The following is a 27,000-nucleotide window of genomic DNA, read 5'->3' on the forward strand; positions in this document are numbered from 1 at the left end:
CCCACCGGACTCGAATCCCGGTGGGTTTCTTGTTGGCCGCCACGACACCGGCTGCCCGTCACTGAGCAGCTTGGCGCTTGTAGCTCGGCGCTAGGCGCTAGGCGCTTACAGTTCGTCCAGGTAACGCTCGGCGTCCAGGGCCGCCATGCAGCCGCTGCCGGCGGAGGTGATCGCCTGGCGGTAGACGTGATCCATGACGTCGCCAGCGGCGAAGACGCCCGGCACGCTGGTGGCGGTGGCATTGCCCTCCAGGCCCGACTTGACACGGATATAGCCGCCGCTCATCTCCAGCTGGCCCTCGAAGATGCCGGTGTTGGGGGTATGGCCGATGGCGATGAACACCCCTGGCGCGGCCAGCTCCTTGGTCTCGCCGGTCTCGGTGGACTTGAGCCGCACCCCGGTCACTCCGGTGTTGTCGCCCAGCACCTCGTCCAGGGTGTGGTTCCACTCCAGCACCAGGTTGCCGTTCTCGGCCTTCTCGAACAGCTTGTCCTGGAGGATCTTCTCGGCGCGCAGGCTGTCGCGGCGGTGCACCAGGGTCACCTTCGAGGCGATGTTGGAGAGATAGAGCGCCTCCTCCACAGCGGTGTTGCCGCCGCCGACCACCACCACCTCCTGGTTGCGGTAGAAGAAGCCGTCACAGGTGGCGCAGGCCGAGACCCCCTGGCCCATGAACTGCTGCTCGGAGGGCAGCCCCAGGTAGCGGGCGCTGGCGCCGGTGGCGATGATCAGCGCATCGCAGGTGTAGGTGCCGTTGTCGCCCTTGAGGGTGAAGGGGCGCTCCCTCAGCTCCACCTCGTGGATATGGTCGAAGAGCACCTCGGTGTCGAAGCGCTCGGCGTGGCGCTTCATGCGCTCCATCAGCTCCGGGCCCTGCACGCCGGCGTCATCCCCCGGCCAGTTGTCCACGTCGGTGGTGGTGGTCAGCTGGCCACCCGCCTGCATGCCGGTGATCAGCAGCGGCTTCAGGTTGGCACGGGCCGCGTAGACCGCGGCGGAGTAGCCCGCCGGGCCCGAGCCCAGGATGATCAGGCGTTCGTGACGCGCATCGCTCATGGAGAACCTCGCAGTTAGAGAAGGAAACGGCGGCCCGGGGCCGACAGCGGCAGCAGAGCTTACAGCACCTCGTCGTCGCGCCCCAGCGCCAGGGTGAAGTCGGTGTCATCGTCGAGGCCGCCGGCGGGGCTGACCTCGACGCGCACCTGGATGGGCGCGCAGCAGACGTGGCAATCCTCCCAGGTGAGGTGGCTACCCTGGGAGGCATCCACCAGCAGGTCGAAGGGGGCGTCGCAGTAGGGACAGTGCACCCGACGCGACGCCAGCTGCTCCTCGTTCATGGTACCTCCGGGACCGGTCACCCGGCCGTCATCCGGCCATGTCAGCCTGGAGGGCGGCACAACCGTGGTCTCGCCTAGATGGCGCCGACGCGGCGCCTTTTCAAGGGCACCCCCGCGGCCGATGCGCCGGGCAGCGCTTGAAATCGCCGCCTATCATGACCATGACAACCTGAGGGCGCCAGAGGCGCCATGCCACCCCACGGACCGGGAAGGCTTCAGGAAGGTTCGTTTCGACTCCCCCCAAGGAGGATAGCGATGAGCAATGACGCCCTACCGGATACCCTGCAGACCCTCGAGGTCGGCGGCCACACCGTCCACTACTACAGCCTGGCGAAGGCCGCCGAGTCGCTCGGCGACATCGAGCGGCTGCCGATGACCCTGAAGATCCTGCTGGAGAACCAGCTGCGCTTCGCCGATGACGAGAGCGTCTCGCGCGAGGACGCCCAGGCGCTGGTCGACTGGCAGCGCGAGGCGCGCTCCGACCGCGAGATCGGCTACCGCCCGGCCCGGGTGCTGATGCAGGACTTCACCGGCGTGCCCGGCGTGGTCGACCTGGCCTCCATGCGCGCCGCCGTGGAGGCGCTGGGCGAAGACCCGGCGCGCATCAATCCCCTCTCCCCGGTGGACCTGGTGATCGACCACTCGGTGATGGTCGACAAGTTCGGTAACGCCTCGGCGTTCCGGGACAACGTGGCCATCGAGATGGAGCGTAACCGCGAGCGCTACGAGTTCCTGCGCTGGGGCCAGCAGGCCTTCGACAACTTCCGCGTGGTACCGCCGGGCACCGGCATCTGCCACCAGGTCAACCTGGAGTATCTGGGCAGGACGGTGTGGACCAAGGAGCAGGACGGCAAGCGCTTCGCCTACCCCGACACTCTGGTGGGCACCGACTCCCACACCACCATGATCAACGGCCTGGGGGTGCTCGGCTGGGGGGTGGGCGGCATCGAGGCCGAGGCCGCCATGCTCGGCCAGCCGGTCTCCATGCTGATCCCCGAGGTGGTCGGCTTCCGGCTCACCGGCAAGCTGCGTGAAGGCATCACCGCCACCGACCTGGTGCTGACGGTGACCGAGATGCTGCGCAAGAAGGGCGTGGTGGGCAAGTTCGTGGAGTTCTACGGCGACGGCCTCAAGGACCTGCCCCTGGCCGACCGCGCCACCATCGCCAACATGGCCCCGGAATACGGCGCCACCTGCGGCTTCTTCCCGGTGGACGACGAGACCCTCAACTACCTGCGCCTGACCGGCCGCGACGACGACCAGGTGGCCCTGGTGGAGGCCTACTGCAAGGCCCAGGTGCTGTGGCGCGAGCCCGGCGCCGAGCCGGTCTTCACCGATACCCTGGCGCTGGATATGGGCGAGGTGGAGGCCAGCCTGGCCGGCCCCAAGCGGCCCCAGGATCGTGTCGCCCTCCGCGACGTGCCGGGCGCCTTCAGCCGGTTCATGGAGGACGACGGCAAGTCCCTCCCCTCCACCGAGAAGGGCAAGTGGATGTCCGAGGGCGGCCAGACCGCGGTGGGCGTGGATGAGAGCTACGAGCACCACGCCTTCACCCACGAGGACAGCCAGGACGTGGATCTGGACGGCGACGCCTTCAAGCTCAATCCCGGCGCGGTGGTCATCGCCGCCATCACCTCCTGCACCAACACCTCCAATCCCAGCGTGATGATGGCCGCCGGCCTGCTGGCCCGCAAGGCGCGGGAGCAGGGGCTGACCACCAAGCCCTGGGTCAAGACCTCGCTGGCCCCGGGCTCCAAGGTGGTCACCGAATACCTGGCCGCCGGCGGCGTCCAGGAGGACCTCGACGCCCTGGGCTTCCAGCTGGTGGGCTACGGCTGCACCACCTGCATCGGCAACTCCGGTCCGCTGGCGACCCCCATCGAGACCGCCATCGACGCGGGAGATCTGGCCGTGGCCTCGGTGCTCTCGGGCAACCGCAACTTCGAGGGCCGGGTGCACCCCCTGGTCAAGACCAACTGGCTCGCCTCGCCGCCGCTGGTGGTGGCCTATGCCCTGGCCGGCAATGTCCAGATCGACCTGACGACCGAGCCGCTCGGCAGCGGAGCCGACGGCCAACCGGTCTACCTCAGGGACCTCTGGCCCTCCCAGGCGGAGATCGCCGAGGCGGTGGAGAAGGTCAGGACAGAGATGTTCCGCAAGGAGTATGCCGCGGTCTTCGACGGCGACGACGTCTGGCAGGCCATCGAGGTTCCCCGGAGCAAGGTCTACCAGTGGGCGAAGGACTCCACCTATATCCAGCACCCGCCCTTCTTCGAGGGCATGGGGCGCGAGCCCGAGGCCATCGAGGACGTCCAGGAGGCCCGGATCCTGGCGCTGCTCGGCGACTCGGTGACCACCGACCATATCTCGCCGGCCGGTGCCATCAAGCCCGACAGCCCCGCCGGGCGCTACCTGCAGGAGCGCGGCGTCAAGCCGGTGGACTTCAACTCCTACGGGTCGCGCCGCGGCAACCACGAGATCATGATGCGCGGCACCTTCGCCAACGTGCGCATTCGCAACGAGATGCTCGACGGGGTGGTCGGCGGCGAGACGCGCCACGTGCCCTCCGGGGAGCAGATGGCGATCTACGACGCCGCCATGAAGTACCAGGAGGAGGGCACCCCGCTGGTGGTGATCGCCGGCAAGGAGTACGGCACGGGCTCCAGCCGCGACTGGGCCGCCAAGGGCACCCGCCTGCTCGGCGTGCGCGCGGTGCTGACCGAGTCCTTCGAACGCATCCACCGCTCCAACCTGATCGGCATGGGCGTGGTGCCGCTGCAGTTCCCCGAGGGCGAGAGCCGCCAGAGCCTCGGCCTGACCGGCGACGAGCGAGTCTCCATCGCGGGGCTCTCCGAGCTCACCCCCGGCGGGAAGGTGAAGGTCACCATCAAGAGCGACAAGGGCGAGAAGACGCTCGAGGCGCTGTGCCGCATCGACACCGCCAACGAGCTGGCCTACTACCGCCACGGCGGCATCCTCCACTATGTGCTGCGCAAGATGATCGGCGCGGCCTGACAGGACGGCCTGAGGCCCGCCCTCAACGCGGCAGCGAAAGGCCCCGCCGGGAGACCGGCGGGGCCTTGTCGTGAGCGTCTTACCCCAGAAAGCCCCTTGAATCACAAACGATTTTCTGCCGACTTTTTCATCCTTGGCGCAATATTCAGACTAGCCCGTGGTGATCACCGCCAATCGCCACCTGTAGGGTGCGGCGCCTCTATAAAAAGTTCGTCTTTCACTGGGAGCCTGTCGGACTCAACCAGACGCAATGTCACAAAAACACTCTTTTAGTAAATAACTGCTGGAATTCTCACCCCCGGCTTACTAGCTTGAATCATGCATCTCACCTACAAGTACAGCACCGTGTTGTCGAATTACGGCGCGGGGGTAGTCATGTGTGAAAAGCGCCGGTCAACTTCCTGACAGAGGAATCGCGCCATGCCCACTCCCTTGACCTATCCCGGCGTCTACATCGAGGAAATCCCGAGCGGAGTTCGGACCATCGCCGGCGTTGCTACTTCGATCACCGCCTTCCTGGGCCGGGCGGCCCGGGGTGAGGTCAACACACCTTTAGTGATCAATAACTTCGGTGATTACGAGCGGATGTTCGGTGGGCTCGGCATCGCCTATCCGATGAGCTACGCGGTACGCGATTTCTTCGCCAATGGCGGCGCCCAGGCGATCATCGTGAGGCGCTACACGACGGCGGCGCAGGGCGGCGCCACCACAGCTCAGGTCGACGCCAACGGCTTGTTGGTGGAAGCCTCGAGCGCCGGCAGTTGGGGGAACAGCCTGCGGGTTCGGGTCGACCTCGACGTGCCAGAGCCGGCCACTCCAGGCGATCCCCATCCACTGCCCTGGGTCGACGCGGAAGGGCTGACGAGCGCCGATCTCTTCAATCTGACGGTCCGCGACACGAGGACGGGCGCGCAGGAAACCTTTCTGAACCTCACTACCGTCTCCAGTCAGCGGCAGGTGGACCGGGTGCTGGAAGCGAGTTCCACCCTGCTCCGCGCCTCCGGTGTGCCGCCGTTCACTTTTCCGACGGCGCATGGGGCGATCACCGATCCTACCCAGATCTGGACGGACGACGCCCTCTCCAGCCCGGTGACGACGGATGGCGAGGACAGCAGCAACCTGAGTACGCAACCCGACTTCAACGGCGACCGTGCGTCCAAGACAGGGCTGTATGCGCTCGAGGACGCCGACTTGTTCAATATTCTCTGCATCCCACCTGATACCCGCGGCGGCGATGTTCCCACTGCGGTTTGGGGCGAGGCGCTCGCCTATTGCGTAGAGCGACGTGCGATGATGATCGTGGATCCGCCAGCCGCGTGGGGTAACGTTGCAGCGGTGCTGAACCCGGCTACGGGGCTGGCGTCGTTGAACCTCACCGGGACCGCGGCGCGAAATGCGGCGCTGTATTTCCCGCGCGTCCAGCAGTCTGATCCATTACGCGAGGGACAGATCGATACCTTTGTCGCTTGCGGGGTCATCGCCGGAGTCTGGTCAAGGACCGATTCCTCACGTGGTGTCTGGAAGGCACCGGCAGGGATCGATACGGCGCTGCGTGGTGTCGCGAAACTTGCAGTCAGATTGACCGACGATGAGAACGGTCAGTTGAACCCACGTGGTGTGAACAGCTTGCGCACCTTCCCGATCACCGGCCGCGTCGTATGGGGGGCCCGGACGCTCCGCGGAGCGGATCAGCTGGGCGATGAATACAAGTACGTCCCGATTCGTCGTCTCGCACTTTTCATCGAAGAAAGCCTCTATCGTGGCACGCAGTGGGTGGTATTCGAACCCAACGACGAGCCACTCTGGGCACAGATCCGGCTGAACGTTGGCGCTTTCATGCGCAACCTGTTCCGCCAGGGTGCGTTCCAGGGCAGTTCGCCCCGCGACGCCTATTTCGTGAAAGCCGACAGCGAGACCACCACACAGGCTGACATCAACCTCGGGATTGTTAACGTAGTAGTGGGCTTCGCACCGCTACGCCCGGCCGAATTCGTCGTCATTAAAATCCAGCAGATGGCCGGCCAAATCGAGACTTAATCATAGAGATCGCTCAGGTCAAGGAGGGTGAAATGGCACAGTTTTCCGTCAACGCCGAGCGTTTCGATCCCTACAAGAACTTCAAGTTCCGGGTGAAGTGGGATGGTCGCTACGTCGCCGGCGTCAGCAAGGTGAGCGCGCTGAGTCGCACGACCGAGGTGGTCGAGCACCGCGAGGGCGGCGACCCGTCCACGGTGCGGAAGTCGCCCGGCCAGACCAAGTTCGAGGCGATCACGCTGGAACGTGGCGTGACGCATGACACCGAGTTCGAGAAATGGGCAAACAAGGTCTGGAACCTGGGTTCCGGGCTCGGCGCCGAAGTGTCGCTGAGAGATTTCCGCAAGGACATCATTCTCGAGCTGTACAACGAGACCGGACAGTTGGCGATCAGTTACAACGTGCTGCGCTGCTGGCCCTCGGAATACCAGTCACTACCCGAGTTGGATGCTGGCGCGAACGCGGTCGCGATCCAGACATTGAAGCTCGAAAATGAGGGCTGGGAACGCGATCCGGCGGTGACCGAGCCGACCGAGGTAAGCTTCACCGAGCCCGAGGACTGAAATGCAGACGCCGTCGGCTCATCAGTTGCTTCACATCTGGGAGGCAGGCCAGGGCCGCCCGCCTTGGGTCCGTGCGCTGCTGCTGCTTGAGGCGGCAGAGACCGGCATGGAGCAAAAGGCACTCGCCCGCCTTCCCTTGGGCGAACGTGACGACCGGCTCCTGGAGCTCCGCGCTCGGCTCTTCGGTGAGACGTTATCGAGCCTCGCCGACTGCCCCGCCTGCGGCGAGCGGTTGGAATTGAATTTCTCGATCGATGACGTGCGACTGCCAGGACCAAAAGCGACGGCGTTCCTGTTTGAATCCGGGGATCTGTGCGTAAGCTTCCGCCTGCCCGACAGCGTAGACCTCGAAGCGCTGCTGCCCGGGCCGGATGCGCCGCGCGCCTTGCTCGAGGCGTGTCTGCAGGGCATCAACCGCGAGGGCGAACCGGCAGTAATCGCCGATCTAAACGAGGCCGAGATCACGGCGCTCATCGCACACATGGGCGAGGCCGACCCGAGGGCGGATCTGAAAGCCGCAATGAACTGCCCGAACTGCTCCCATAGCTGGTCGGCACGGTTCGACATCCTGAGTTTTCTGTGGGAGGAACTCGGTGCCTGGGTGCGCCGCCTCCTGGCAGAGGTGCACGTGCTGGCACGTGCCTACGGCTGGCGCGAGGATGATGTGCTGGCCCTCAGCCCCTGGCGACGGCAGCACTATATCGAATGGGTGCAATCGTGAGCGATTTCATGGTCTCCCTCGTCTCCCGCAACCTCGGGGCCTCGGCTGGGTCTGAGCCCGTGGCAGCGCGGGGGGGGGTTCAACCACGCCCGCTCGCCACCTTCGAGCCTGGCGGCCCAGGTGCCGCAGCACCAGAGCCCGCGGTTGATGTCACGGATACCGCGCCAGGATCGACCCAGGCCCGGCCCGTGCCGAGAGAATCCGTGCCACCGGCGACTCCGCCTGTGCAACCGCGTGCCGCCTCCCGACAGGCGCCCGCGACAGACATGCCGCCCTCGCCTGAAATGCCGGCCCTGCGGGCTCGTCCGGAGCCCGTTATCCCGGCGCGCCCGGATCGACAGCCTGCCCCAAGCGCAGCACCGGCCACTCCCCCGCCACCGCCCCCGACGAACGAGGTGCCGCCACCTGAGCCGCGCGACATACGGCCGGCCCCGCCACCGGACCTGGAAGGGCCGGTGCGGGCGACACGCCCGGACTCTCCCGTGACACTGCCAGCCGAACCGCCACGGAATCCGCAGCGGCAGGGGGTCACGCCGGAGCGGTCAAAACTTCAGCCGCCGCGCACAGACCGGCCGCTCCAACAGATCATTCGCCAGATGGTGCTGTCGCCCCGCCGCGACCCCGCGCCGCCCCCCGCCCCCGACAACCGCAAGCGGGACCATCGGACTGAAGCCAAGACATCGTCTCAAGCCTCGCGCAGGCCTGCCGGTGAGACGCCCGAGACACCGGCGCCCACGACCGGGCCACCGCTCGCCCCTGCGCCACACCAGCCTGCCGTGAACCCCGAGCCGGCTCTAGCGTGGTCGCGGGCCACGCAGCCGATCGTCCCCACACCCGGGCCTGAGCCAAGCCTCGCACCGGTGCCCGAACCGCTCCGGTTGCTTGAACGCACGCCAGCCGAAAGCGTCGTCAAGATCAGCATCGGCCGGATCGAGGTCCGCACCGGCGCCGTACCGGCCAAGGATACACCTGCGCGCACACCGCGGCCGGAGCCGGTGCTGATGAGCCTGGACGACTACCTCGACCACCGCTCGAGGGAGGGCTGAGGGATGAGCAATGCCCTGTCGATCGTCGCCATCACCCTGACCCTACGGAGCCTTCTCAACGAAGTGGCGACGGCCGACTACAGCACCCTGCCGGTCGATGCGAGGCCGATGAACCAGATCGACATCACCACCTTGCCGCCGGATCAGGCGCGCCCCGATAGCAGCCGAAACCGGGTCAATCTCTACCTTTATCACACCCAATACGACCCGGCCTGGCGCAACACCGACCTCCCGCGGCGTGGCCGACCGGGCGAGGCGCAGCCGCCGTTGCTGCCGCTGAACCTCCACTACCTTGTGACGGTTTACGCCGAGAACGACAACGAGCTGATTGGCCAGGTGCTGCTAGGCACCGCGATGCGAATCCTGCACGACAACCCGGTGCTGAGCCGGGCGGCACTGCAGGCCGCACTCAGCCAGGCAGAGCTCGACGCCCAGTCCGAACGAGTGCGCGTCACCGCCCTGCCCTTCACGGTCGAGGAACTGAGCGGCATCTGGTCGGGTTTTCAATCCGAATACCGGCTCTCGGCGGGCTACAGGGTCGGCGTGCTGCTGATCGAGAGCGCGCACGCCGCACGCGCGGCGCTGCCGGTCCTGCGGCGCGGCTCCGCAGACACCGGCCCGGCCATGGTGGCCGGGCCGGCCCCCAGCTTGAGTCGTGTCGCCGAGTTTTTCGACGCGACGCTCGCAGCACCGCCATCCGCGGCGAAACCCTCGGCTGAGCTTGGCGATACCGTGGTGCTGACAGGCGCGAACCTCGGCGGCACCGACATGAGCGTGCGCCTGACCCACGACCGCAGCGAGACGACCCACATACGGCCACTGCTGGACGAGAGGGACGCCACCACCGTGCGGTTCACCCTGCCACCCGTCACGGCCCCGGCTGTCGCGCGCAGCTGGCCCGCGGGTTTCTACACCGTGGAACTGGTCGTCGCGAGGCCCGATGCGCCGCCCTGGACAACCAACCGGCTGACCTTTGCATTGGCACCCCGTGTCAGCGCGCTGGTGCCTGCCTCCCAGCCCGTGGCCGCCCAGCCTTTCCCGGTGACGCTGACCGCAACACCACAAATCCTGGTCGACCAGCGCGTGAGCGTCCTGATCGGTGACCGGGAACTGGTACCCGTTACGGGCGGCGTCATCACCCCGGCGGACCCGGATGCCCCGAGTGTCGTCTCGGTCACCGTCGATGGACTCCCCGAGGGAGATCACGTGGCGCGGCTGCGTATCGACGGTATCGACAGCCTGCCGGTCGATCTCACCGCAGTTCCGCCGGCTTTCGACCCGGCCCAGACCTTGACGATCACGCCATGACCTTGCCCGAGCAGACAGCTGCCACCGACCCTGCCACGGTCGAGCCCACCGCCAAGGACTGGCAACAGGCGAACGACGCCTGGCTGTCTGCCTCGGTCATTTATCTGCGACTACGCCTCATGGCGCTGGCGGCCGAACATACACGCCCCGTTGAAGCGCCCCGCGGCGGCAACCGCTGGACCACCTTCTTCGGCAGCGGCGAGACCAAGGCACCCCCACCCGTTCAGCCCCCGAGCGAGGCCGAGTTGAACGCCGCCCTGCGCCAGCGCGAGGAGGCCGAAAAGGCGATCGATCCGTGCCCGGCGCTCCACCTCCTCGGCGACCGCTTTGGCCTGACACCGTTCGAACGTGAGGTGCTGCTGCTGTGCGCCGCGGTAGAGCTCGACACCCGCATCTCCGGTCTCTGCGCCGCGGCACAAGGCGACGTCACACGAGTGTACCCGACCTTCGCCCTGGCCCTTGCGCTCTTCGATGAACCCGCCTGGGACGTGATGTCGCCGATCCGACCGCTCCGCTACTGGCGGTTTCTCGAGATCAATCAGCCGGGCAACCAACCGCTGACCGGGAGCGCACTGCGCGCTGACGAGCGGGCGGTGAACTTCCTGAAGGGCCTCTCCTACCTCGACGACCGCCTGTCGCCGTTCCTCGTGCCGTTCGAGGCCCTCTTCAACGGCAGCCTGCCACCCTCGCAGGAGGCCGCTGCCGGGCAGGCGGCGCGGCATCTGAGTCGGATGGCGGAAGGCTCGACGCCGCTCGTGCAACTGATCGGCACCGACCCGATCAGCCAGGAAATGGTTGCCCTGCATGCCGCGCGTGCCCTCAACCTGACGCTATACAAGCTGCCGGCGACGATGCTGCCGCGTCAGCCCGCCGAGCTCGAGACGCTGGCGCGGCTCTGGCACCGCGAGAGTTTGCTGATGCCGATCGCGCTCTACCTCGATGCGCGGGAGCCAGTTAGTGGCAATGAGACGTCCGAGCCGCCGCTCGCGCGCTTCCTGGCACGCTCCGGTGGGGTGTTCCTGGTCGGTGCGCGAGAGGGGCGGGGCGATCTCGGCCCGATGGTCCAGGCCGTGCCTGTCGCCAAACCGACGGCGGTGGAGCAGGCCCGCGTATGGTCGGCTGTGCTGAGTGGTGCGCCGCATGAGACCGTCACGCGACTCTCGAGCCAGTTCGACCTCAACGCACCGGCAATCCACCACATTGCGCGCGCCGTGGGCGACAACGAAGCGCTCTGGCAGGCCTGCATCGAAACGAGCGCACTCCACCTCGACCGCCTTGCCGAACGCATCCACCCCGTCGCGACCTGGCACGACATCGTGCTGCCGGAGACAGAGGAGACACTGCTACGCCAGCTCGCCGCCCAGGTGGCACGTCGCGCGCAGGTCTACGACGACTGGGGTTTCCGGGCCCGCATGAACCGTGGGCTCGGCATCAGCGCGCTCTTTTCCGGCGATAGCGGTACCGGCAAGACCATGGCGGCCGAAGTGATCGCCAATGCGCTCGATCTGCGGCTCTACCGCATCGACCTCTCGGCGGTGGTTTCGAAATACATCGGCGAGACGGAGAAAAACCTGCGCCAACTCTTCGACGCGGCCGAGGGCGGTGGCGCCATCCTGTTCTTCGATGAGGCCGACGCGCTGTTCGGCAAACGCTCCGAGGTGCGCGACAGCCACGACCGCTACGCCAATATCGAGACCAGCTACCTGTTGCAGCGGATCGAGAGCTTCCGCGGCCTGGCGATCCTCTCGACCAACATGCGCGGCGCACTGGATAACGCCTTCCTGCGCCGCCTGCGCTTCGTGATCAACTTCCCCTATCCGGGCCCCGTCCAGCGCCGCGCGATCTGGAGGCGGGCCTGGCCAGAGGGTGTGCCACGGGAAGGCCTCGACTACGACCGTCTGGCAAAACTGAACCTGTCGGGCGGCAATATCGCCACGGTGGCGCTCAACGCCACCTTCATCGCGGCGGAGGAAGGCGCGTCGGTGACAATGCCCCGCGTCCTCGCCGCGGCGCGGGCCGAGTACGAGAAACTCGAGCGCCCGATCCACGAGGCGGACTTCCGCTGGCGCGAGCCGGCGACCGTCAAGGAGGCAGGCGCATGAAGGTCGAGGTGGAGATCAGGACAATCGTAGTCGACGCATTACCGGAGGGCGTTACGCCGGAGTCGCTTCGCGCGGCCATCTCCGGAGCACTGAGCGAGCGGATTAGTGCCGAAAGTTTCGCAGGCATTAGACCCGTTAAGACCGCGCACCGGCCGGATGTAGCGGACACTCCAGCCGCTGAGCTCGGCGCCAAGATCGCCGCGGGCATTCATGGAGAACTGAGCCGATGACCGCACACCGTTACACTAGAGCCCATCAAACCAGTGAGGCCATATCACCCATTGCGACCGGCCTGCTGCAGCGAAAATGCACCTGCGGTCAACACACATCGGGCGGGGCCGAATGCAGCGGTTGCAAGAAACGCCATAGAGAGATTCAACGCGCTGGTTTCGGGCAGGCTCTTGCATCACCACCGCCTCTTGTTCATAACGTGCTCCGCACGCCAGGCCGTCCTCTAGAGAACACAGATCGAGATTACATGGAGCGTAGTTTCAGCCGTGATTTTAGCAATGTTCGAGTGCACACAGACAAGATGGCGCAAGACTCTGCCAGTGCTATCGGTGCGCGTGCCTACACCTCAGGCAGCGACATAGTCTTTGGCTCCAGCGAATACGATCCTGGCACATCCAGCGGACGCTGGCTTCTGGCGCACGAACTAACACATGTGGTGCAACAATCGGGCCGGCCCTCGGGACCCAACCTCACTGTGGGACCTAGCGGCGGCTCACTGGAAGCTGAGGCTGACAACGTCGCGAATCGCATTATTCGCAACACGATCCCTGGTTCATTAATGCAGGACGAGCTGCAGCCGGACAGAGAAGCAGCGAATCTTCAGGCCAGCCCCACGATCAGCCAGGCAGATGTTGGCAACGTAATACAGATGCTCCCGGCCCCACCCAGCGGCAGCACCTATCGGTACTGCGGTTTCGGTCTTGACACAAATGTTCCTGACTTTGTGAAAAGTCATTTCAATGGCACCTACAATATTAACTATACTACCGGATGCAGGTGGATCGCACTCCATGCATGGTCGTCGCTATGGGAATTATATGACGCCTCAGATACCCGCATAGATTCGAACCGAAGGACTCCCTATGGTAGCTATAACATTACAGGATCGAATATCGCTTCCGGAACACCCAGTGATGGCTCTGCCCTGTGGTCGTTATGGTACCAAGTGGACCGTAGCCAACCTTGGTTGACAGGCGATCCAGATGCGTATCCTCATGACTATGATACATTTCATGTATACGAAAACCCGATACGCAATCCCCGAACCACACTGCAGGAGGAAGTAGGCCCGATAGTCTGGCAGGACAATTTTACTCCAGCTGAAGATGGAGCAATACTGCAATACAATTTCTCTGCCAGCGCGACACGATCAACAACTGACAGTCAGACCACGACCACCAGCGTCACAGTCGGTGGACAGCAAAGCAGCAACATTGGGTTCGAGTTCGAGGGATTGTCGGGTGGATTCTCACGCAGCTTAAATTTCTCGGCGACTCAGTCCATAAGCCGGACGCATTCGGTATCTGTTTCCGAAACACAATCGTTAAGTCGGAATTTCACTCAGCCGAATCTGCAAGGCGGCGTTACCTACAGCGTGAAAATGCGTCCGCTCTACCACTTGGTCGATGGGTCTGTCGACCAGATCAGCCATCGTAATGGAGTTGTTACGGGCACTGGCGCCACCTTAACCGGCGCAATCCGGGTGTTGAAAGGGATGGATCTGGCGATCACCAGTAGCGCGCGCTCGGGCGGCCCCGGCAGCGATGCGCCGGGCAGTGGTACCCAGGCTCGACCTTGGCACTGTACGGCAAGCTGCAACGTAGAAGGCACGGAGCCGCAATGTCAGAACAAGCGCGCAACCGGGAGAGGCAGCGGGCCAAACCAAAATGAAGCTTGCAAAGCTGCCAAGAGAGACGCCAACAACAGCGTTCCATCCGGTTGCTACAAACGCCATTGCCAGTGTGATTGTTCTCAGTAAAGTGGGGTGACGGCCGTGATTTTAAAATCTGAACACGATGCAGCGGCCCTCCCCGATACGCCGGGAATCTGGCAACGACTTCGCGAAATTTTGTCTGCAATACCTTCTGACTTTCAAGCCAGGGTTGAGGCCGACCTGCAGCAACTATCCAAGGCCGGAGTATGCCAATACCAGGATCTATTGAAACTACAGCTGGAAGACAGCATACCGGTCACAACACGTTGTACTGGGCTTTGGGCCTTGTCACGTCTCAACGATGACCGGGGCGTGGCTTCGATGTTAGTAGCGTTGCACGATCCGGCTGCAGCGGTGCGGGCGGCTGCAGCACACGCGCTCGGCGACCTTGGCGGACAGATCGCTATGTCGTCGTTACCTGACCTAGAGTCTCTCCTCCAAGATTCGGCCGAGGAGGTTCGTCGCGCAGCAGTTTACGCGCTCGGCACACTCGGAGCGGAACCCGAGGTGGCAACGCTTGCTAGGGTCGTTGCCGACCCGAACGAGACCAACCATGTGCGCGGTGCAGCAGTAGAGGCGCTTGCTGATCTCCGAGAGGATGCAGCGCGCCCCGTCTTACGACGTTCGCTAGTCGATCCATCGGCCGAGGTGCGGTATTGGGCAGCCTTCGCACTCGGAGAGATCGGGAGTACGGAGGAGCTGACAGCACTCGCCGCCTTAGCCGATGGCGACAGTGGACAGGCGGAGAATGGTCGAATGGTAAGCGCTGAGGCGGCCGAAGCGATCGCCCGTATCGAATCGCGTGCAACAGTTCACATCATAGCGATTGTCCTGAGCGAAGGGCTGCGGCCGATCTGGCCAGCGGGTATGGGAAATTGCCTCGTACCCACGACGTCATCCCTCACGATGCGCTCTGAATGTATGGCACAGTCCAGGTTGGATTGCGACGAAGGTGTTTTAGCCATTGTGTCCGGCTACTCGTATGAAGGTCGACTCTATCATGCATCTTTAATTACGGTGTTCGATCCTTCGTTGACGGAGTTACTCGTCGAAGCCCTAACCCGCGGCGGAAACCTGGAGTAGCAAAATGCGTAAAGGCGCCCTGATAGGTCTCGACCCCTTCAACCCCGTCGCCTCGCTGACGGTGTTCCAGTTCAATCCGGAAAAGCTCACCCGGACGCTGGGACCGCAGACCTCGGGCACGGCCGGGTCGATCTTCGAGACCGAGCGGTTGAAGGGGCCGCCGGAGGAGACGATCAAGTTCGATCTCAAGTTCGACGCCGCGGACGATCTCGACATCGGTGACGGGATTACCGAGTCGCTGGGACTCTATCCGCAGCTCTCGGCACTCGAAATGCTGGTGTATCCGAAGAGCGCGCTGGTGATCACCAATACGGTGCTCCTGGCCACCGGCACCATCGAGGTGATCCCGCCCACCGGGCCGCTGACACTCTTCGTCTGGGGGCCGCAGCGAATCCTGCCGGTACAGATCAAGGAGTTCACGATCGAGGAACAGAAGTTCGACTCGAACCTGAACCCGATCGAGGCCAAGGCGAGCCTGAGCCTGCGCGTGCTGAGCTACAACGACCTGTCCCTCACCCACCCGGGCTACTGGATCTTCCTGCTGCACCAGATCGCCAAGGAGGTGTTCGCCACCATCGGCAGTATCGGCAATGTGGACAACCTGGACGAACTGTTCGAGTGAGGTGAGACGATGTTCGACCCTGGCAGCCGTTATGCGACCCTCGAGACCCTCATCACGAAGGGGCCGGACGGGCGCGAGATCCGCTATGTCGCAAGGCGTTTCTTGCCACCTGCCGGAAGCGGCACGGTGATCCGCGAGCACATCGTCACCGAGGGGGAACAACTGGATCACCTCGCCGCACGCTACCTGGGCGACCCGGAACTCTTCTGGCAGCTCGCCGATGTCAACAACGCGATGCGCGCCGAGGCACTGGTCGAGGAGGTCGGACGCCGGCTGATCGTCGCACTCCTGCCGGGGGGGCCGTCGTGATAAACCTTTTCGGTCTTCATCTGCAGTTGATGCTGGGCGAAACCCTGCCCACCCCTGCGCCACTCAAGGTGAGCGAAGCCCTGCAGAGCGTCGAGGTAACGGCGAAGGACAGCGACCGCTCGGGATTTCAGATGGTGTTTCAGGTGGGTCGCGGCCTTGCTGACCGCAAGGACTTTGCACTGCTCAGGGAAGCCAAGCTGCAGCCGTTCAATCGGGTGGTGTTATCCGTACTCTTCGGGGTGACCCCGCAGCCGATCATGGACGGGATTATTACCAAGCATCAGTTGGCCCCAAGCGACGAGCCCGGCGCGTCCAAGCTCACGGTGACCGGCGAGGACGTCAGCGTGATGATGGATCTGGAGAAGGTGCAGCGCCCCTATCCGCAACTCGGCGACAATCTGATCGTTGGGCTGATTCTGATTCCCTACATCATTGACTACGGGATCGTACCGCAGATCATGGTTCCCTCCGATCCGCTAGTCCGGCCGGTGACCGAACAGACCCGCAGCCAGACCACGAAAGAAACCGACCGGAGTTTCATTACCAAGCTTGCGGCCAAGCACGGCTTCGTATTCTACGTCGAGCCCGGGCCCACGCCACTCACTAACTTCGCCTACTGGGGGCCGCCGCCGCGGCTGACTCGCCCCCAGCCGGCACTGTCGGTGAACATGGGGCCCGGCAGCAACGTCGAGACGATGAGCTTCAGCTACAACGAACTGTCACCCAAGGCCTTGACCTACACCAAGTCCGACGGCAGCAGCGAGAGGGTGGACAGCTATAGCCGCCAGCCGCCACTTGCCGCCCGGGTCCCTGACCCAAGGCAGTCCGACTTCCTTGGCGATGGTCCCGACGGCGAGACCGACGCGGCGAAACGCATACGCGCGCAAGGCGAGGTCGACAAGTCCTTCGACAACGTGGTGACAGCCGAGGGCACCCTCGACGCATTGCGCTATGGAAAAATTCTCAAGCCACGCAGCCTGGTAGACGTACGGGGCGCCGGCGATAGCTTCGACGGTCGCTTCTACGTCAAGTCGGTAACTCACACAATCGATGTGAAAAAAGGGCTCTACAAGCAGAAATTCTCACTTTCGAGGGAAGGGGTCGGAACGACGACTCCGCTGGTGATGCCATGACGAACGGCGTAATGCATGACGGTCTTTACCGCGGCGAGGTCGCGAACAACGTCGATCCCGAGCGCAAGGGGCGCGTGCAAATCAAGGTGCCGAGCGTCTTCGGGGATAACACGCTCACCTGGGCGCTGCCCTGTGTGCCCTATGCCGGACCGGGAGTGGGCTTCTTCTTCATCCCCCCGGTCGGCGCACAGCTGTGGATCATGTTCGAATGTGGCGACCCGGAATACCCCGTCTGGATGGGCTGCTTCTGGGATAGCGCCAACGACGTGCCGGCGAGTCCGCAAATCGCCGAGATGAAGGTCCTGCAGACCGACACGGCCACCGTCACCATCATGGATGGACCGGGCCCCGCCAGCGTGACGGTCGAGACACAGAGCGGGCTGAAGATCGAGATGAACGCGCAGGGCATCGAAATCTCAACCGGTCAGGGCGCCACGGTGACGCTACAAGGGCCGAAAACCGCAATCAACGGCTCTGCGCTGGAGGTGACCTGATGCCGGGCTTCGTGCTGCACCAGGGGGCCACGGTACTCTGCCTGCATGGCGGACAGGCGACGCCCACGGCCCCCAACCCGCGGGTCTCGGTCAGCGGCCAGAAGATCACGGTGCAGCCGGTACCCTATACGATCGCGGGTTGCGCATTACCGCCCCCGCCTAGCGGCAACGGACCCTGCGTCACAGCGGCCTGGACGACCGGCGCGCTCAGGGTCAAGGCGAGCGGCCAACCCGTACTGATCCAGGGGTCGCAGGCGGTATGCGCACCGACAGGTACCGGGGTCACCGTGGTGGCCACACAAACACGGGTGAAGGCGACATGATCCACATCGACTATCCCTTCGACTTCGACGAGCGGGGGCGCACTGCGCTCACCAGCGAGGACAATCACATCCGCGACATGATCGAGCAGTTCCTTTTCACTCGCGCAGGAGAGCGGGTGAATCGCCCTGATTTCGGCGGCGGCCTGCTGGACGTGGTGTTTGAGCCGAACAGCGACGCCCTGGGTTCGAGCCTGCAGCGAACCGCCCAGGCGGGCTTGCAGCAGTACTTGGGTGATCTGATCACCGTGCAGGTGCTCGTCGCCTCGACCGAGGAAGCTGTGCTGAGGGTCGATGTGCGTTATCTGGTTAAGCGCTCGGGGGAAACGCGGACCGAAAGCTTCGAGCGGAGCCTGTCATGAGTTGCGGCTGCGGCACCGAACCCGACCTGAACTGCCGCGACGACGCCCGGCGCCAGTTAGTGCGGGCAGCTCAGGTCAACGGGCTCGACTATCTCGAGGTCAGCGACGACCAGCGCCGGCTTACCATCTACTTCCTCGGCCCCGCACCGGAGGGGATCGACATCGGGAATATCGAGATCTGCGGCGGTGTGCGGGAACGCGACATCAAGGTGATTGACGTCCAACTCTGCCCGCAGACCGATCCCGAGTACGACAATTGCCTCGTTGTGACGGTCGACCGCCCCGGCGATTTCTCGACCTACTGCCTGTGCCTCGTGAACCTGCCGGAGGGTGCACCGTTCGACCCGCGCTACCGCTGCCTCGAGTTCAGCTTCAAGGCGGCGTGTCCGAGCGATCTCGACTGCAAGCCGGAGCCGCTCTGCCCCGAGGAGGCGAGGCCGGCGCCCGAGATCGATTATCTGGCGAAGGATTACACCAGTTTCCACCGGCTGATTCTCGACCGACTGGCGGTTGTCATGCCGGAGTGGACCGAGCGTCACGTGCCGGACATCGGCATCACGCTGGTGGAATTGCTCGCCTATGTCGGCGACTATCTGAGCTATCAACAGGACGCGGTCGCAACCGAGGCGTATCTCGGCACCGCCCGACAGCGGATCTCGGTGCGACGGCATGCGCGGCTCGTTGACTACCACCTGCACGAGGGCTGCAACGCCCGGGCCTGGGTGACAGTCTGGACCTCCCAGGACCACACCCTGAAGGCGCGGGATCTCTCCTTCGTGACCAGCTTCCAGGGGGCGCCCGACACCTCCGAGGGCGTGCCCGACTGGGTGCCGTTCGAAGCGGTGCCGGAGAACCTCTACGAGGTGTTCGCGCCGCTGGTCGCCGATGCCGACGCCTCGATTACACTGCACCAGGCGCACAACAGGATCCGCATCTACACCTGGGGCGAGCGACAGTGCTGCCTGCCAAAGGGCGCGACCGCGGCCACCCTGGTTGACGGCTCACCGCCGGTGCCCTCCGAACCCGAGGAGCCGACGCCTGGTCCGGAGCAGAAGGCAGAACCGGAATGCCCCTCCAACACAGCTCGCCCGATACCGGGTACCCGTGCGCTGTACCTGCAGACCGGCGACGTCCTGATCCTCGAGGAGGTGATGGGGCCGAACACGGCCAACACTGCCGACGCGGACCCAATGCGCCGGCACGCGGTGCGCCTGACCGAGGTCACACCCTCGGTCGATCCGCTGACCGGACAGCCGCTGCTGGAGGTGGCATGGGGCGAGGAGGACGCGCTGCCAATGCCATTTTGCGTCTCGACCCTTGGCCCCGCTCCTGAATGCGTGCTGCTCGAAGATGTGAGCGTGGTGCGCGGCAACGTCGTGCTCGTCGACCACGGCCGCTGGCGGCCGGAGGAGGACCTGGGCTGTGTACCGCTCGCCGATGAGGAACCGGTCTGCGTGGCCGAGGGCCAGGCGGAGGACATCGTGCTCCGTGCCGGACGCTTCGCGCCTGCCCCCATCGACGGACCCCTGACCTTCGCTACCCCGCTGGATACAGCCGCACCCGCTTCCCTGGCACTTCGCCAGGATCCCCATCAGGCGACCGCTTCCCTCGCGGTGCGCAGCACGCCGGACGCCGCCTGTGTACCGGACGGCGACGCGGCCAAGCTCCCGACAGGAGCCGACCCCAGGAACTGGACCGTGGTGCGCGACCTCTTGGCGAGCGCTCGCCTCGATACACATGTGGCTGTCGAGGTCGACGACCGACGCCGCGCCCGGCTGCGTTTTGGCGACAACCGTATGGGGCGGGCGCCGGACGCGTTCAGCCGGGTTCTGGTGCGCAAACGCACAGGCAATGGCCCGGATGGGAATATCGGTGCCGACAAACTGACCATCGCCGTACAGGCGACACCGATCGGCGGGCTCGTCCTCAAACCCCGCAACCCGCTGCCGGCAGTGGGCGGGACCGCACCCGAATCCGTCACGGACGCCAAGCTGCTCGCGCCCTACGCCTTCTCCCAGGTGCTGGCGCGCGCTATCACCCCGGAAGACTACGCCGATATCGCCACGCGGCACCCCAAGGTCCAGCGGGCCGCAGCCGAACTGCGCTGGAACGGCAGCTGGTACGAGGTGCGGGTGGCGATCGACGCCCTGGGCGCAGCGGTCGCTGACGACGACCTGTTGGCCGAGCTCTTCACCGAACTCAGCCGCTTTCGCCGCATCGGTCACGACCTTGCGGTGCGCCGGGCGGCCCAGATACCGCTCGATATTGCCATGACCATCTGCGTGCAACCTACCCACCTGCGCGCCCATGTCGAGGCGGCCCTGCACGCACGGTTCGGCACCAGTTGCCTAGCCGACGGCAGCCTCGGCTATTTCCACCCGGACGCACTCAGTTTTGGCGACGACATCTCACTCAGCCGGCTCATGGCAACGGCCCAGGCGATCGAGGGGGTCGAGAGCGTGCAGGTGACCCGGATCGAGCGCAGGTACGAGGGGCCGAACGGCGAGCTCGCCGCAGGAGTGCTGCCGATCGGCGCGCTTGAAATCGCGCAGGCCGACAGCGACCCGAACGCGCCGGAGAACGGGCGCGTCACCTTCACCATGCGAGGGGGACGATGAATACCGATCCGACCTGCGGCTGCTGCGAGGGCATCGAGCCGGTCACGCCACGCACCATCCACAACCGCCAGGGACTCTCCGAGATCGCCGCCCGGGTCGGCACCCACGCCGATTTCCTGGCAACGATGATCGCGCGGCTGACCCACCACGAACTGCCGAACGGCACCCGGCCACTGCAGCGGTTGAGCACGCGTGAGCCGTCCGACCCCTCGATCGCGCTACTCGACGCCTGGGCGGTGGTGGCGGACGTGCTGACCTTCTACCAAGAGCGGATCGCCAACGAGGGCTATCTGGCCACCGCCACCGAGCGCCGCTCGATTCTCGAACTCGGCCGGCTGGTGGGCTACCGGCTGCGGCCCGGCGTCGCGGCGAGCGTCTATCTCGCCTTCACGCTGGAGGATGGCTACGAGGTCACGATTCCGGCAGGCACACTGGCGCGCAGCCTGCCGGCGTCCGGCGAGAACGCAGAGCCCTTCGAGACCTTCGAGGCGCTGGAGGCCCGGGCGGACTGGAACACCCTGCCCGTGCGCTTGTCGCAACCCTACGTTTTGTTTCCCCCCTCCCCTGGCTTCACGGGCACCATGACGGGATTTCTCGCCGGCACCGAGACCGGGCTGGAGGCGAGCCAGATGATCCTGGTAGTGGGCCCCGGCGCGCTACTGCCCTACGTTCTGCGCAGCGTCGAGCCCGATGCCGAGTCGCAGCTCACGCGGATCGCTTTCGCCGAAAAACGAGCCCTCCACACGACCGCGTTCACCGGGCTGAAGGAGACAGCGGAGCGGTCACCTTTGGCACTGCTGGGCGACGTGGTGAAGGCCTTGCGTCGGCCGCCATCGGATCAGCCTGCCTCGAGATTCCAGCTGGGCCGCGATCCGGCGCGCACCTACTCCACCTCGGCGAATCTCGGCCCGAAGCTCCTGGCAGAATTCGCACCAACGCTGCGCGGCCAGCTCTTCACCGCCTACGCCAACGCCCCGGTGACGGGCAGTCGCCCCGAGGAGCGCTACGGGATAGAGGCGCTGCGGGTCTCGGCGGTACCCTTCGGTGCGACGGCCCCGCTCGAGTTCATCTATGGCAGGGACGGCGCCGTGTCCCGGCGCGAATGGCTGCTGGCCGAGCGGCGCAGCAGCCTGTCGGTCGCCGCGCGCGCGACGCTGGCCGGAGACGCGAGCCTGGATCGAGCCTTTGAGGAGGCGGTCAACCTCTCTGAAGGCGAAGCGGCGCCGCTGGAATTGACCATCCGGGTCTGGGATCCGATGACCGCGGCGCGGGAGGTAATCCTGGGCCTCGATCAACTCGCCGAAACCGACGGGGGGCGCGGGATCCGCCGCTGGCGCGAGGGCTTCGACGGGGTCAATCTCGAGGTAGAGGCGCTCTACCACGTCGCAGATGATGGGACGGGACGGCTGCGGACAGTCAGGGTGAACTGGCGCCAGGCGGGAGGTGGGGGCGAGGAATCCCGGTGGTTCGTCTTCGGCCATGCCTTCGTCATCGATTCAGAGTTCAGCGGCGCCGTTGAGGCCGCTGCCGCGAACACCGGCCTGGTCGTCCAGTTCGATTTCATCGTCGGAGGGATCTCGCCCACACCTGAGCCGGCGCAATTCACCGGCGGAAACGGCAGTCAGGTAACGGTGCAGATCGATGCCGCCGCTACCGTGCTGACCGTGGTACGCAGCGAGAGCCGCTTCGCCGGTACGCCCGAGGCGACGCGCATTCTGGCCTTCGATGCCGAGTATCCAGGTGTCGTACCGGGCAGCCGGCTGATGGTCGACGGCCCGATGCAGGGTTGCCATGTCTACGGTGTGCTCGACGTGCGGAGTGTCGTGCGCTCAGACTACGGACTGTCCCAGCGGGTAACGCTCGCGCTTCTGGACCAGCCCTGGCTGAGTGGGGCGGAGGCGACGCTCGCCGACATCCGCCCGGTCACGATCCATGCCCAGAATGAGCCGCTGGAACTGGCCGAGGAACCGCTGACCGAGGACCTGAAGGGCGTCGAGGTGGAACTCGGTGGACTGTACGAGGGGCTCGAGGCCGGGCGCTGGGTAGCGGTGAGTGGCGAACGGACGGACGTACTGACCACGGACGGCACGCCGGTCGAGGGGGTCGAGGGGACCGAACTGGCGATGCTCGCGGGCATCGAGCACCTAACGGCGCAGATCGTCGACCCACAAGGCAACCGGATCGACCTGCCCGGCGATACGCTGCACACCCGGTTGACCTTCGCCGAGCCACTCGCCTACACCTACAAGCGCCACACCGCGGCGGTGAACGCCAACGTCGTACTCGCCACCCATGGCGAGACGGTGAGGGAGACCATCGGCAGCGGGGACAGCGCCGCGCGGATGCAGACCTTTGCGCTGTCTCGTAGCCCGCTCACCCATATCTCGGCGCCTACGCCTGCGGGGACGGAAAATACGCTCGCACTTCGCGTCAATCACATCCTCTGGCAACAAGCCGAGAGCCTCCTGGCGCTGGCCCCTCTGGACCGCGGCTATCAGATTGCCACCAACAACGAAGGCACAACAGCCGTCACCTTCGGCGATGGCCTGCGCGGCGCACGAGTACCGAGCGGGTCGGAAAACGTGACCGCGACTTACCGCGTGGGGATTGGTTCGCCGGGCAACGTGGACGCCGAGCAGATCACCACGCTGGGGCCGAAGCCGCTCGGTGTGAAGGAAGTCATGAATCCCCGGCGTGCAAGCGGAGGCGCGGACCCCGAGACCCGGGACCAGGCGCGACCTCGAGTGCCGCTCGCCACGCGGGCACTCGACCGGCTGGTGTCGGTGGATGACTACACCGATTTCGCCACACTCTACGCCGGGATCGACAAGGCACTGGCGGCTCGGCTCACCGACGGTCGGCGCGAGGTGGTTCATCTGACCCTCGCCGGGGCCGCCGACGCGCCGATCGACCCGCAGTCGGCGCTCTGGCGCAACCTGATGACCTCGCTGACCCGGTTCGGAGACCCCTCGGTTCCAGTCGTGTTGGCCCCGCGCGAGGCCGCTTTCGTGTTCCTGAGTGCGAAGGTTCGGGTCCAGACCGACCACCTCTGGGAGAATGTGGAGCCGCCGCTGCGGCAGCGACTCTTCGAGGCATTCGGTTTCGAGGCACGCGGGCTCGGCCAGCCTCTGCGGCTCAGCCAGGTAGTCGCCGTCATGCAATCCGCAACCGGTGTCGACTATGTCGACGTTGACCTCTTCGAAGCGGTGTACGAGAAGGACGCAGAAACTCCCGAGACACTCGCGGCACGCTTGGCTGAATTCGCGGCGCGGCCCGAGGCGGCGCTCGCAAGCGCCTATCTGCCCGCGGCGCTGGCGCGGCGCGAGAACGGAGAGCTACGCCCGGCGCAGGTCGTCTATCTGAACCCCGCGCTTGCGGACGCGCTGATCCTCACCGAGGTGACGTTATGACACGCGATCCCGACCGGCTCTACCACCTTCTACCCGTTGTTCACCGCCAGCGGGATAGCGAGCGCGGCGAACCGCTTCGCGCCCTCCTGCAGGTCGTCACCGAGCAGGTAGACGTGCTGGAGGACGACCTCGCGCGGCAGTACGCCGACTGGTTCATTGAGACCTGCGACGACTGGGTGGTGCCCTATATCGGGGCACTGATCGGCTATGAAACACCACCGCAAGTGGTCGCGGACAGTGAACGCACCGCACTGCTGTCCTCCGTTATCACGCCGCGCCGCGCGGTGGCGAACAGCATCCGCGACCGACGGCGCAAGGGGACGCTACCCCTGCTGGAGTTGATCGCAAAGGACACCGCCGATTGGCCGGCGCGGGCTGTGGAGTTTTACCGCCTGCTGGCCTGGATGCAGCCCGTCAATCACCACCGGTTGACGCGCGGGCGCACGGCGGATCTGCGTGATGGCTTGGCACTGACGCTGCTGGGGGGGCCGTTCGACTCGGTGGCACGGACCATCGACGTACGCCGGATCACCTCGACGCGGACTCAGGGAACATTCAACGTTCCCCACGTCGGCGCCTACGTCTGGCGGCTGAAGCCCTATGCCGTCGCCCACGAGCCGGCCTACGCACGAGAGGAGCTAGGTTCGGGCGCTTACACGTTCAGCGTGCTGGGCAATGACCTGCCCCTGTTCACCCTTCCGGTACCGGAGCCGGGGCCCGACGCCCTAGCCGAGCCGCCAAACGTCCCCGCGCCGATCCTGCGGCGGGTGCTGGCGCAGAACCTCGCGACCTATTATGGGCCTGACAAGAGCTTTGCCATCTGGGCGGAGGACTGGCCGCGGCGTGGCGAAGGTGGGCTGGTAGAGGCGGAGAAAGTCATCGTGGCGGATCTGAGTGGCTGGCACTACCAACCCGCCCGCAACCACATCGCCGTAGACCCTGAGCTCGGTCGGATCGCCTTTCACAAGCGGCAGGCGCCCGCTGGCGACGTGCACGTACGCTACCACTACGGGTTCAGCGACGACACCGGCGGCGGCGCCTATCCGCGCGCATTGCGCCAGCCTGGGGGTGCCGCCACCTACCCGGTAGGGGAAGGGGCGAAGTACCCATCGATCGGCACGGCACTCGAGGCCTGGCGCGCGGACGATCCCGATGATGCTGTCATCGAGATCGTCGACGGCGGCGTCTATACCGAGCCGCTGGCTATCGCCTTGCGCGAGGCACAGAGCCTGCAGCTGAGGGCCCGGAATGGGACCCGGGCCGTGCTGCGTCTGCTGGACTACCGTGCCTCCCGCGGTGACGCTATGGCGGTACAGGGCGCGACCGGCAGCCGGTTCGTGATCGACGGGGTCGTGATCACGGGGCGCAGCCTGCAGTGCCGAGGCCCGATGGCCAAGCTGCGGATTTCACATGCAACGCTCGTCCCCGGCTGGAGCATCGGCCCCGATTGCAGCCCCAGCCGGCCGGTCGAGCCGAGCCTCGAGCTGATTGACTGCACCGCGGTGGTGACGATCGAGCGGTCCATCCTGGGGTCTATCCAGGTGAGCCAGGATGAGGTCGGCGCCGACCCGGCGCTGATCACGATCACCGACAGCATCGTCGATGCCACTTCCGAAACGCGCGAAGCGGTGGGCGCACCGTCCTGGCCGCTGGCGCATGCCGTACTCCGCATTCACCGGAGCACGGTGATAGGCCAGGTGCAGACCCACGCGATCCTTCTCGCCGAGGACAGTCTCTTCACCGGCACTGTCCGCGTGGCGCGGCGCCAGATCGGCTGTATGCGATTCTGTTACGTGCCCGCTGGCTCACGCACACCGCACCGCTACCGCTGCCAGCCGGACCTGGCGGTGAGCGAAGCGCTCGAGGCGCTGCCGGTGGCAGAGCGCGGCGGACCGGTCGTTGCGCCAATCCATGTCGGGGGCGACATGGGGGTGATCGAGGAATCGATTCCCGAGTCTGCCAACCTGCGACTGCACTTCGACACCAGCAATCCGGCACCGGCCATTGGCGAGACCCTCACACTGACGCTGGCGATCGACAATTTGGGCCCGCGGACCACGGCAGGGATCGCGATCACAATCAACCCGCCGCGCAGGCCCGGCGACGCTTCCCAGAGCCCCTTCGAACCGGATCCTGACGTTACCGTCAGTCGCGGCGCACTGGTCGACGACATCGATCCGCCGGTCTGGGAGATTGCGCAACTTCCCCCCGCCGGCCGTGCCGTGCTGACCGCACGGTTGACCGTGGCCTCGCTGGCCGAGCCACCACATATCGGCGCGTTTATCTCGGCGTATACCTTCCTGGACGACGGCGCAGCCTACCGTGATCGCCTGCGCGAAGAAGCACGATCGGCTGTGCACCCGCTCTTCGTGGATCGCCGCTATGGCCGCCCGGGTTACTGCCAGCTCGACCTCTGCACTGCTCCTGCCATACGCGAGGGCGCCAGCGACGCCTCCGAGATGGGCGCATTCCACGACCTTTACCAACCACAACGCGCCTCGGCGCTCTCGGCGCGACTTGCGGGCCACGTTCCAGCCGGTATGTCCGCCGGGCTCCTGTTTGCCAGCTAGGAGGGTAG

Annotated in this window: 20 protein-coding genes; 18 read left to right on the forward strand and 2 right to left on the reverse strand. The window is 65.4% G+C overall.

Translation table 11 applies throughout. The annotated features are described in order from the left end of the window. Positions 1-105 precede the first annotated feature (105 nt). Positions 106-1,056: a thioredoxin-disulfide reductase gene (gene trxB / locus J5F18_RS19490; protein WP_346300164.1), complete on the reverse strand. Its 951-nt coding sequence runs from the start codon at positions 1,054-1,056 to the stop codon at positions 106-108. 59 nt (positions 1,057-1,115) lie between these two features. After that, on the reverse strand, positions 1,116-1,337 hold the full coding sequence (locus J5F18_RS19495; RefSeq protein ID WP_346300165.1) for a CPXCG motif-containing cysteine-rich protein: 222 nt from the start codon (positions 1,335-1,337) through the stop codon (positions 1,116-1,118). Positions 1,338-1,592: 255 nt separating this feature from the next. On the opposite strand from J5F18_RS19495, the gene acnA reads away from it, so the two are divergent. From acnA to J5F18_RS19585, 18 genes are all read left to right on the forward strand, one after another. Beyond that, complete coding sequence (acnA, locus tag J5F18_RS19500; protein WP_346300166.1) at positions 1,593-4,352, forward strand: aconitate hydratase AcnA; 2,760 nt, start codon at positions 1,593-1,595, stop codon at positions 4,350-4,352. Positions 4,353-4,772: 420 nt separating this feature from the next. Next, entirely contained in the window at positions 4,773-6,389 is a 1,617-nt protein-coding gene (locus tag J5F18_RS19505) for a phage tail sheath C-terminal domain-containing protein (RefSeq protein WP_346300167.1), read from the forward strand. 32 nt (positions 6,390-6,421) lie between these two features. Continuing rightward, positions 6,422-6,949 carry a phage tail protein gene (locus J5F18_RS19510; RefSeq protein ID WP_346300168.1) on the forward strand — a complete coding sequence of 176 codons (528 nt, stop codon included), beginning with the start codon at positions 6,422-6,424 and terminating at the stop codon, positions 6,947-6,949. 1 nt (position 6,950) lies between these two features. Then, a complete protein-coding gene (locus J5F18_RS19515) occupies positions 6,951-7,670 on the forward strand; it encodes a hypothetical protein (RefSeq protein WP_346300169.1) in 720 nt (239 codons plus the stop codon). A gap of 878 nt (positions 7,671-8,548) precedes the next feature. Further along, positions 8,549-8,716, forward strand: a complete 168-nt coding sequence (locus J5F18_RS19520; RefSeq protein WP_346300170.1) for a hypothetical protein — start codon at positions 8,549-8,551, stop codon at positions 8,714-8,716. A 3-nt stretch (positions 8,717-8,719) separates the two neighbouring features. Next, positions 8,720-10,024, forward strand: coding sequence for a DUF4255 domain-containing protein (locus J5F18_RS19525; protein WP_346300171.1), 1,305 nt, complete (start codon positions 8,720-8,722; stop codon positions 10,022-10,024). Beyond that, on the forward strand, positions 10,021-12,126 hold the full coding sequence (locus J5F18_RS19530) for an ATP-binding protein (protein WP_346300172.1): 2,106 nt from the start codon (positions 10,021-10,023) through the stop codon (positions 12,124-12,126). The genes J5F18_RS19525 and J5F18_RS19530 overlap by 4 nt, the downstream gene beginning before the upstream one ends. Next, entirely contained in the window at positions 12,123-12,356 is a 234-nt protein-coding gene (locus J5F18_RS19535; protein WP_346300173.1) for a hypothetical protein, read from the forward strand. Before J5F18_RS19530 ends, J5F18_RS19535 begins: the two co-directional genes overlap by 4 nt. After that, positions 12,353-14,116 (forward strand): DUF4157 domain-containing protein, encoded by a 1,764-nt coding sequence (locus tag J5F18_RS19540; protein ID WP_346300174.1) that lies wholly within the window; start codon positions 12,353-12,355, stop codon positions 14,114-14,116. Before J5F18_RS19535 ends, J5F18_RS19540 begins: the two co-directional genes overlap by 4 nt. A 15-nt stretch (positions 14,117-14,131) precedes the next feature. After that, positions 14,132-15,154 (forward strand): HEAT repeat domain-containing protein, encoded by a 1,023-nt coding sequence (locus tag J5F18_RS19545; RefSeq protein WP_346300175.1) that lies wholly within the window; start codon positions 14,132-14,134, stop codon positions 15,152-15,154. A 4-nt stretch (positions 15,155-15,158) separates the two neighbouring features. Continuing rightward, complete coding sequence (locus J5F18_RS19550) at positions 15,159-15,776, forward strand: hypothetical protein (RefSeq protein ID WP_346300176.1); 618 nt, start codon at positions 15,159-15,161, stop codon at positions 15,774-15,776. 9 nt (positions 15,777-15,785) lie between these two features. Beyond that, positions 15,786-16,085 carry a hypothetical protein gene (locus tag J5F18_RS19555; protein WP_346300177.1) on the forward strand — a complete coding sequence of 100 codons (300 nt, stop codon included), beginning with the start codon at positions 15,786-15,788 and terminating at the stop codon, positions 16,083-16,085. After that, positions 16,082-17,218 (forward strand): hypothetical protein, encoded by a 1,137-nt coding sequence (locus tag J5F18_RS19560; RefSeq protein ID WP_346300178.1) that lies wholly within the window; start codon positions 16,082-16,084, stop codon positions 17,216-17,218. Before J5F18_RS19555 ends, J5F18_RS19560 begins: the two co-directional genes overlap by 4 nt. Further along, positions 17,215-17,712 (forward strand): phage baseplate assembly protein V, encoded by a 498-nt coding sequence (locus tag J5F18_RS19565; RefSeq protein WP_346300179.1) that lies wholly within the window; start codon positions 17,215-17,217, stop codon positions 17,710-17,712. Before J5F18_RS19560 ends, J5F18_RS19565 begins: the two co-directional genes overlap by 4 nt. A 319-nt stretch (positions 17,713-18,031) precedes the next feature. Continuing rightward, positions 18,032-18,394 carry a GPW/gp25 family protein gene (locus J5F18_RS19570; RefSeq protein WP_346300180.1) on the forward strand — a complete coding sequence of 121 codons (363 nt, stop codon included), beginning with the start codon at positions 18,032-18,034 and terminating at the stop codon, positions 18,392-18,394. Next, positions 18,391-21,012, forward strand: a complete 2,622-nt coding sequence (locus tag J5F18_RS19575; protein ID WP_346300181.1) for a hypothetical protein — start codon at positions 18,391-18,393, stop codon at positions 21,010-21,012. The genes J5F18_RS19570 and J5F18_RS19575 overlap by 4 nt, the downstream gene beginning before the upstream one ends. After that, entirely contained in the window at positions 21,009-24,422 is a 3,414-nt protein-coding gene (locus J5F18_RS19580; protein WP_346300182.1) for a putative baseplate assembly protein, read from the forward strand. The genes J5F18_RS19575 and J5F18_RS19580 overlap by 4 nt, the downstream gene beginning before the upstream one ends. After that, positions 24,419-26,992 (forward strand): hypothetical protein, encoded by a 2,574-nt coding sequence (locus J5F18_RS19585; RefSeq protein WP_346300183.1) that lies wholly within the window; start codon positions 24,419-24,421, stop codon positions 26,990-26,992. The genes J5F18_RS19580 and J5F18_RS19585 overlap by 4 nt, the downstream gene beginning before the upstream one ends. The last annotated feature ends 8 nt before the right edge of the window (positions 26,993-27,000 follow it).

It is taken from the genome of Halomonas sp. BM-2019, assembly GCF_017584085.1.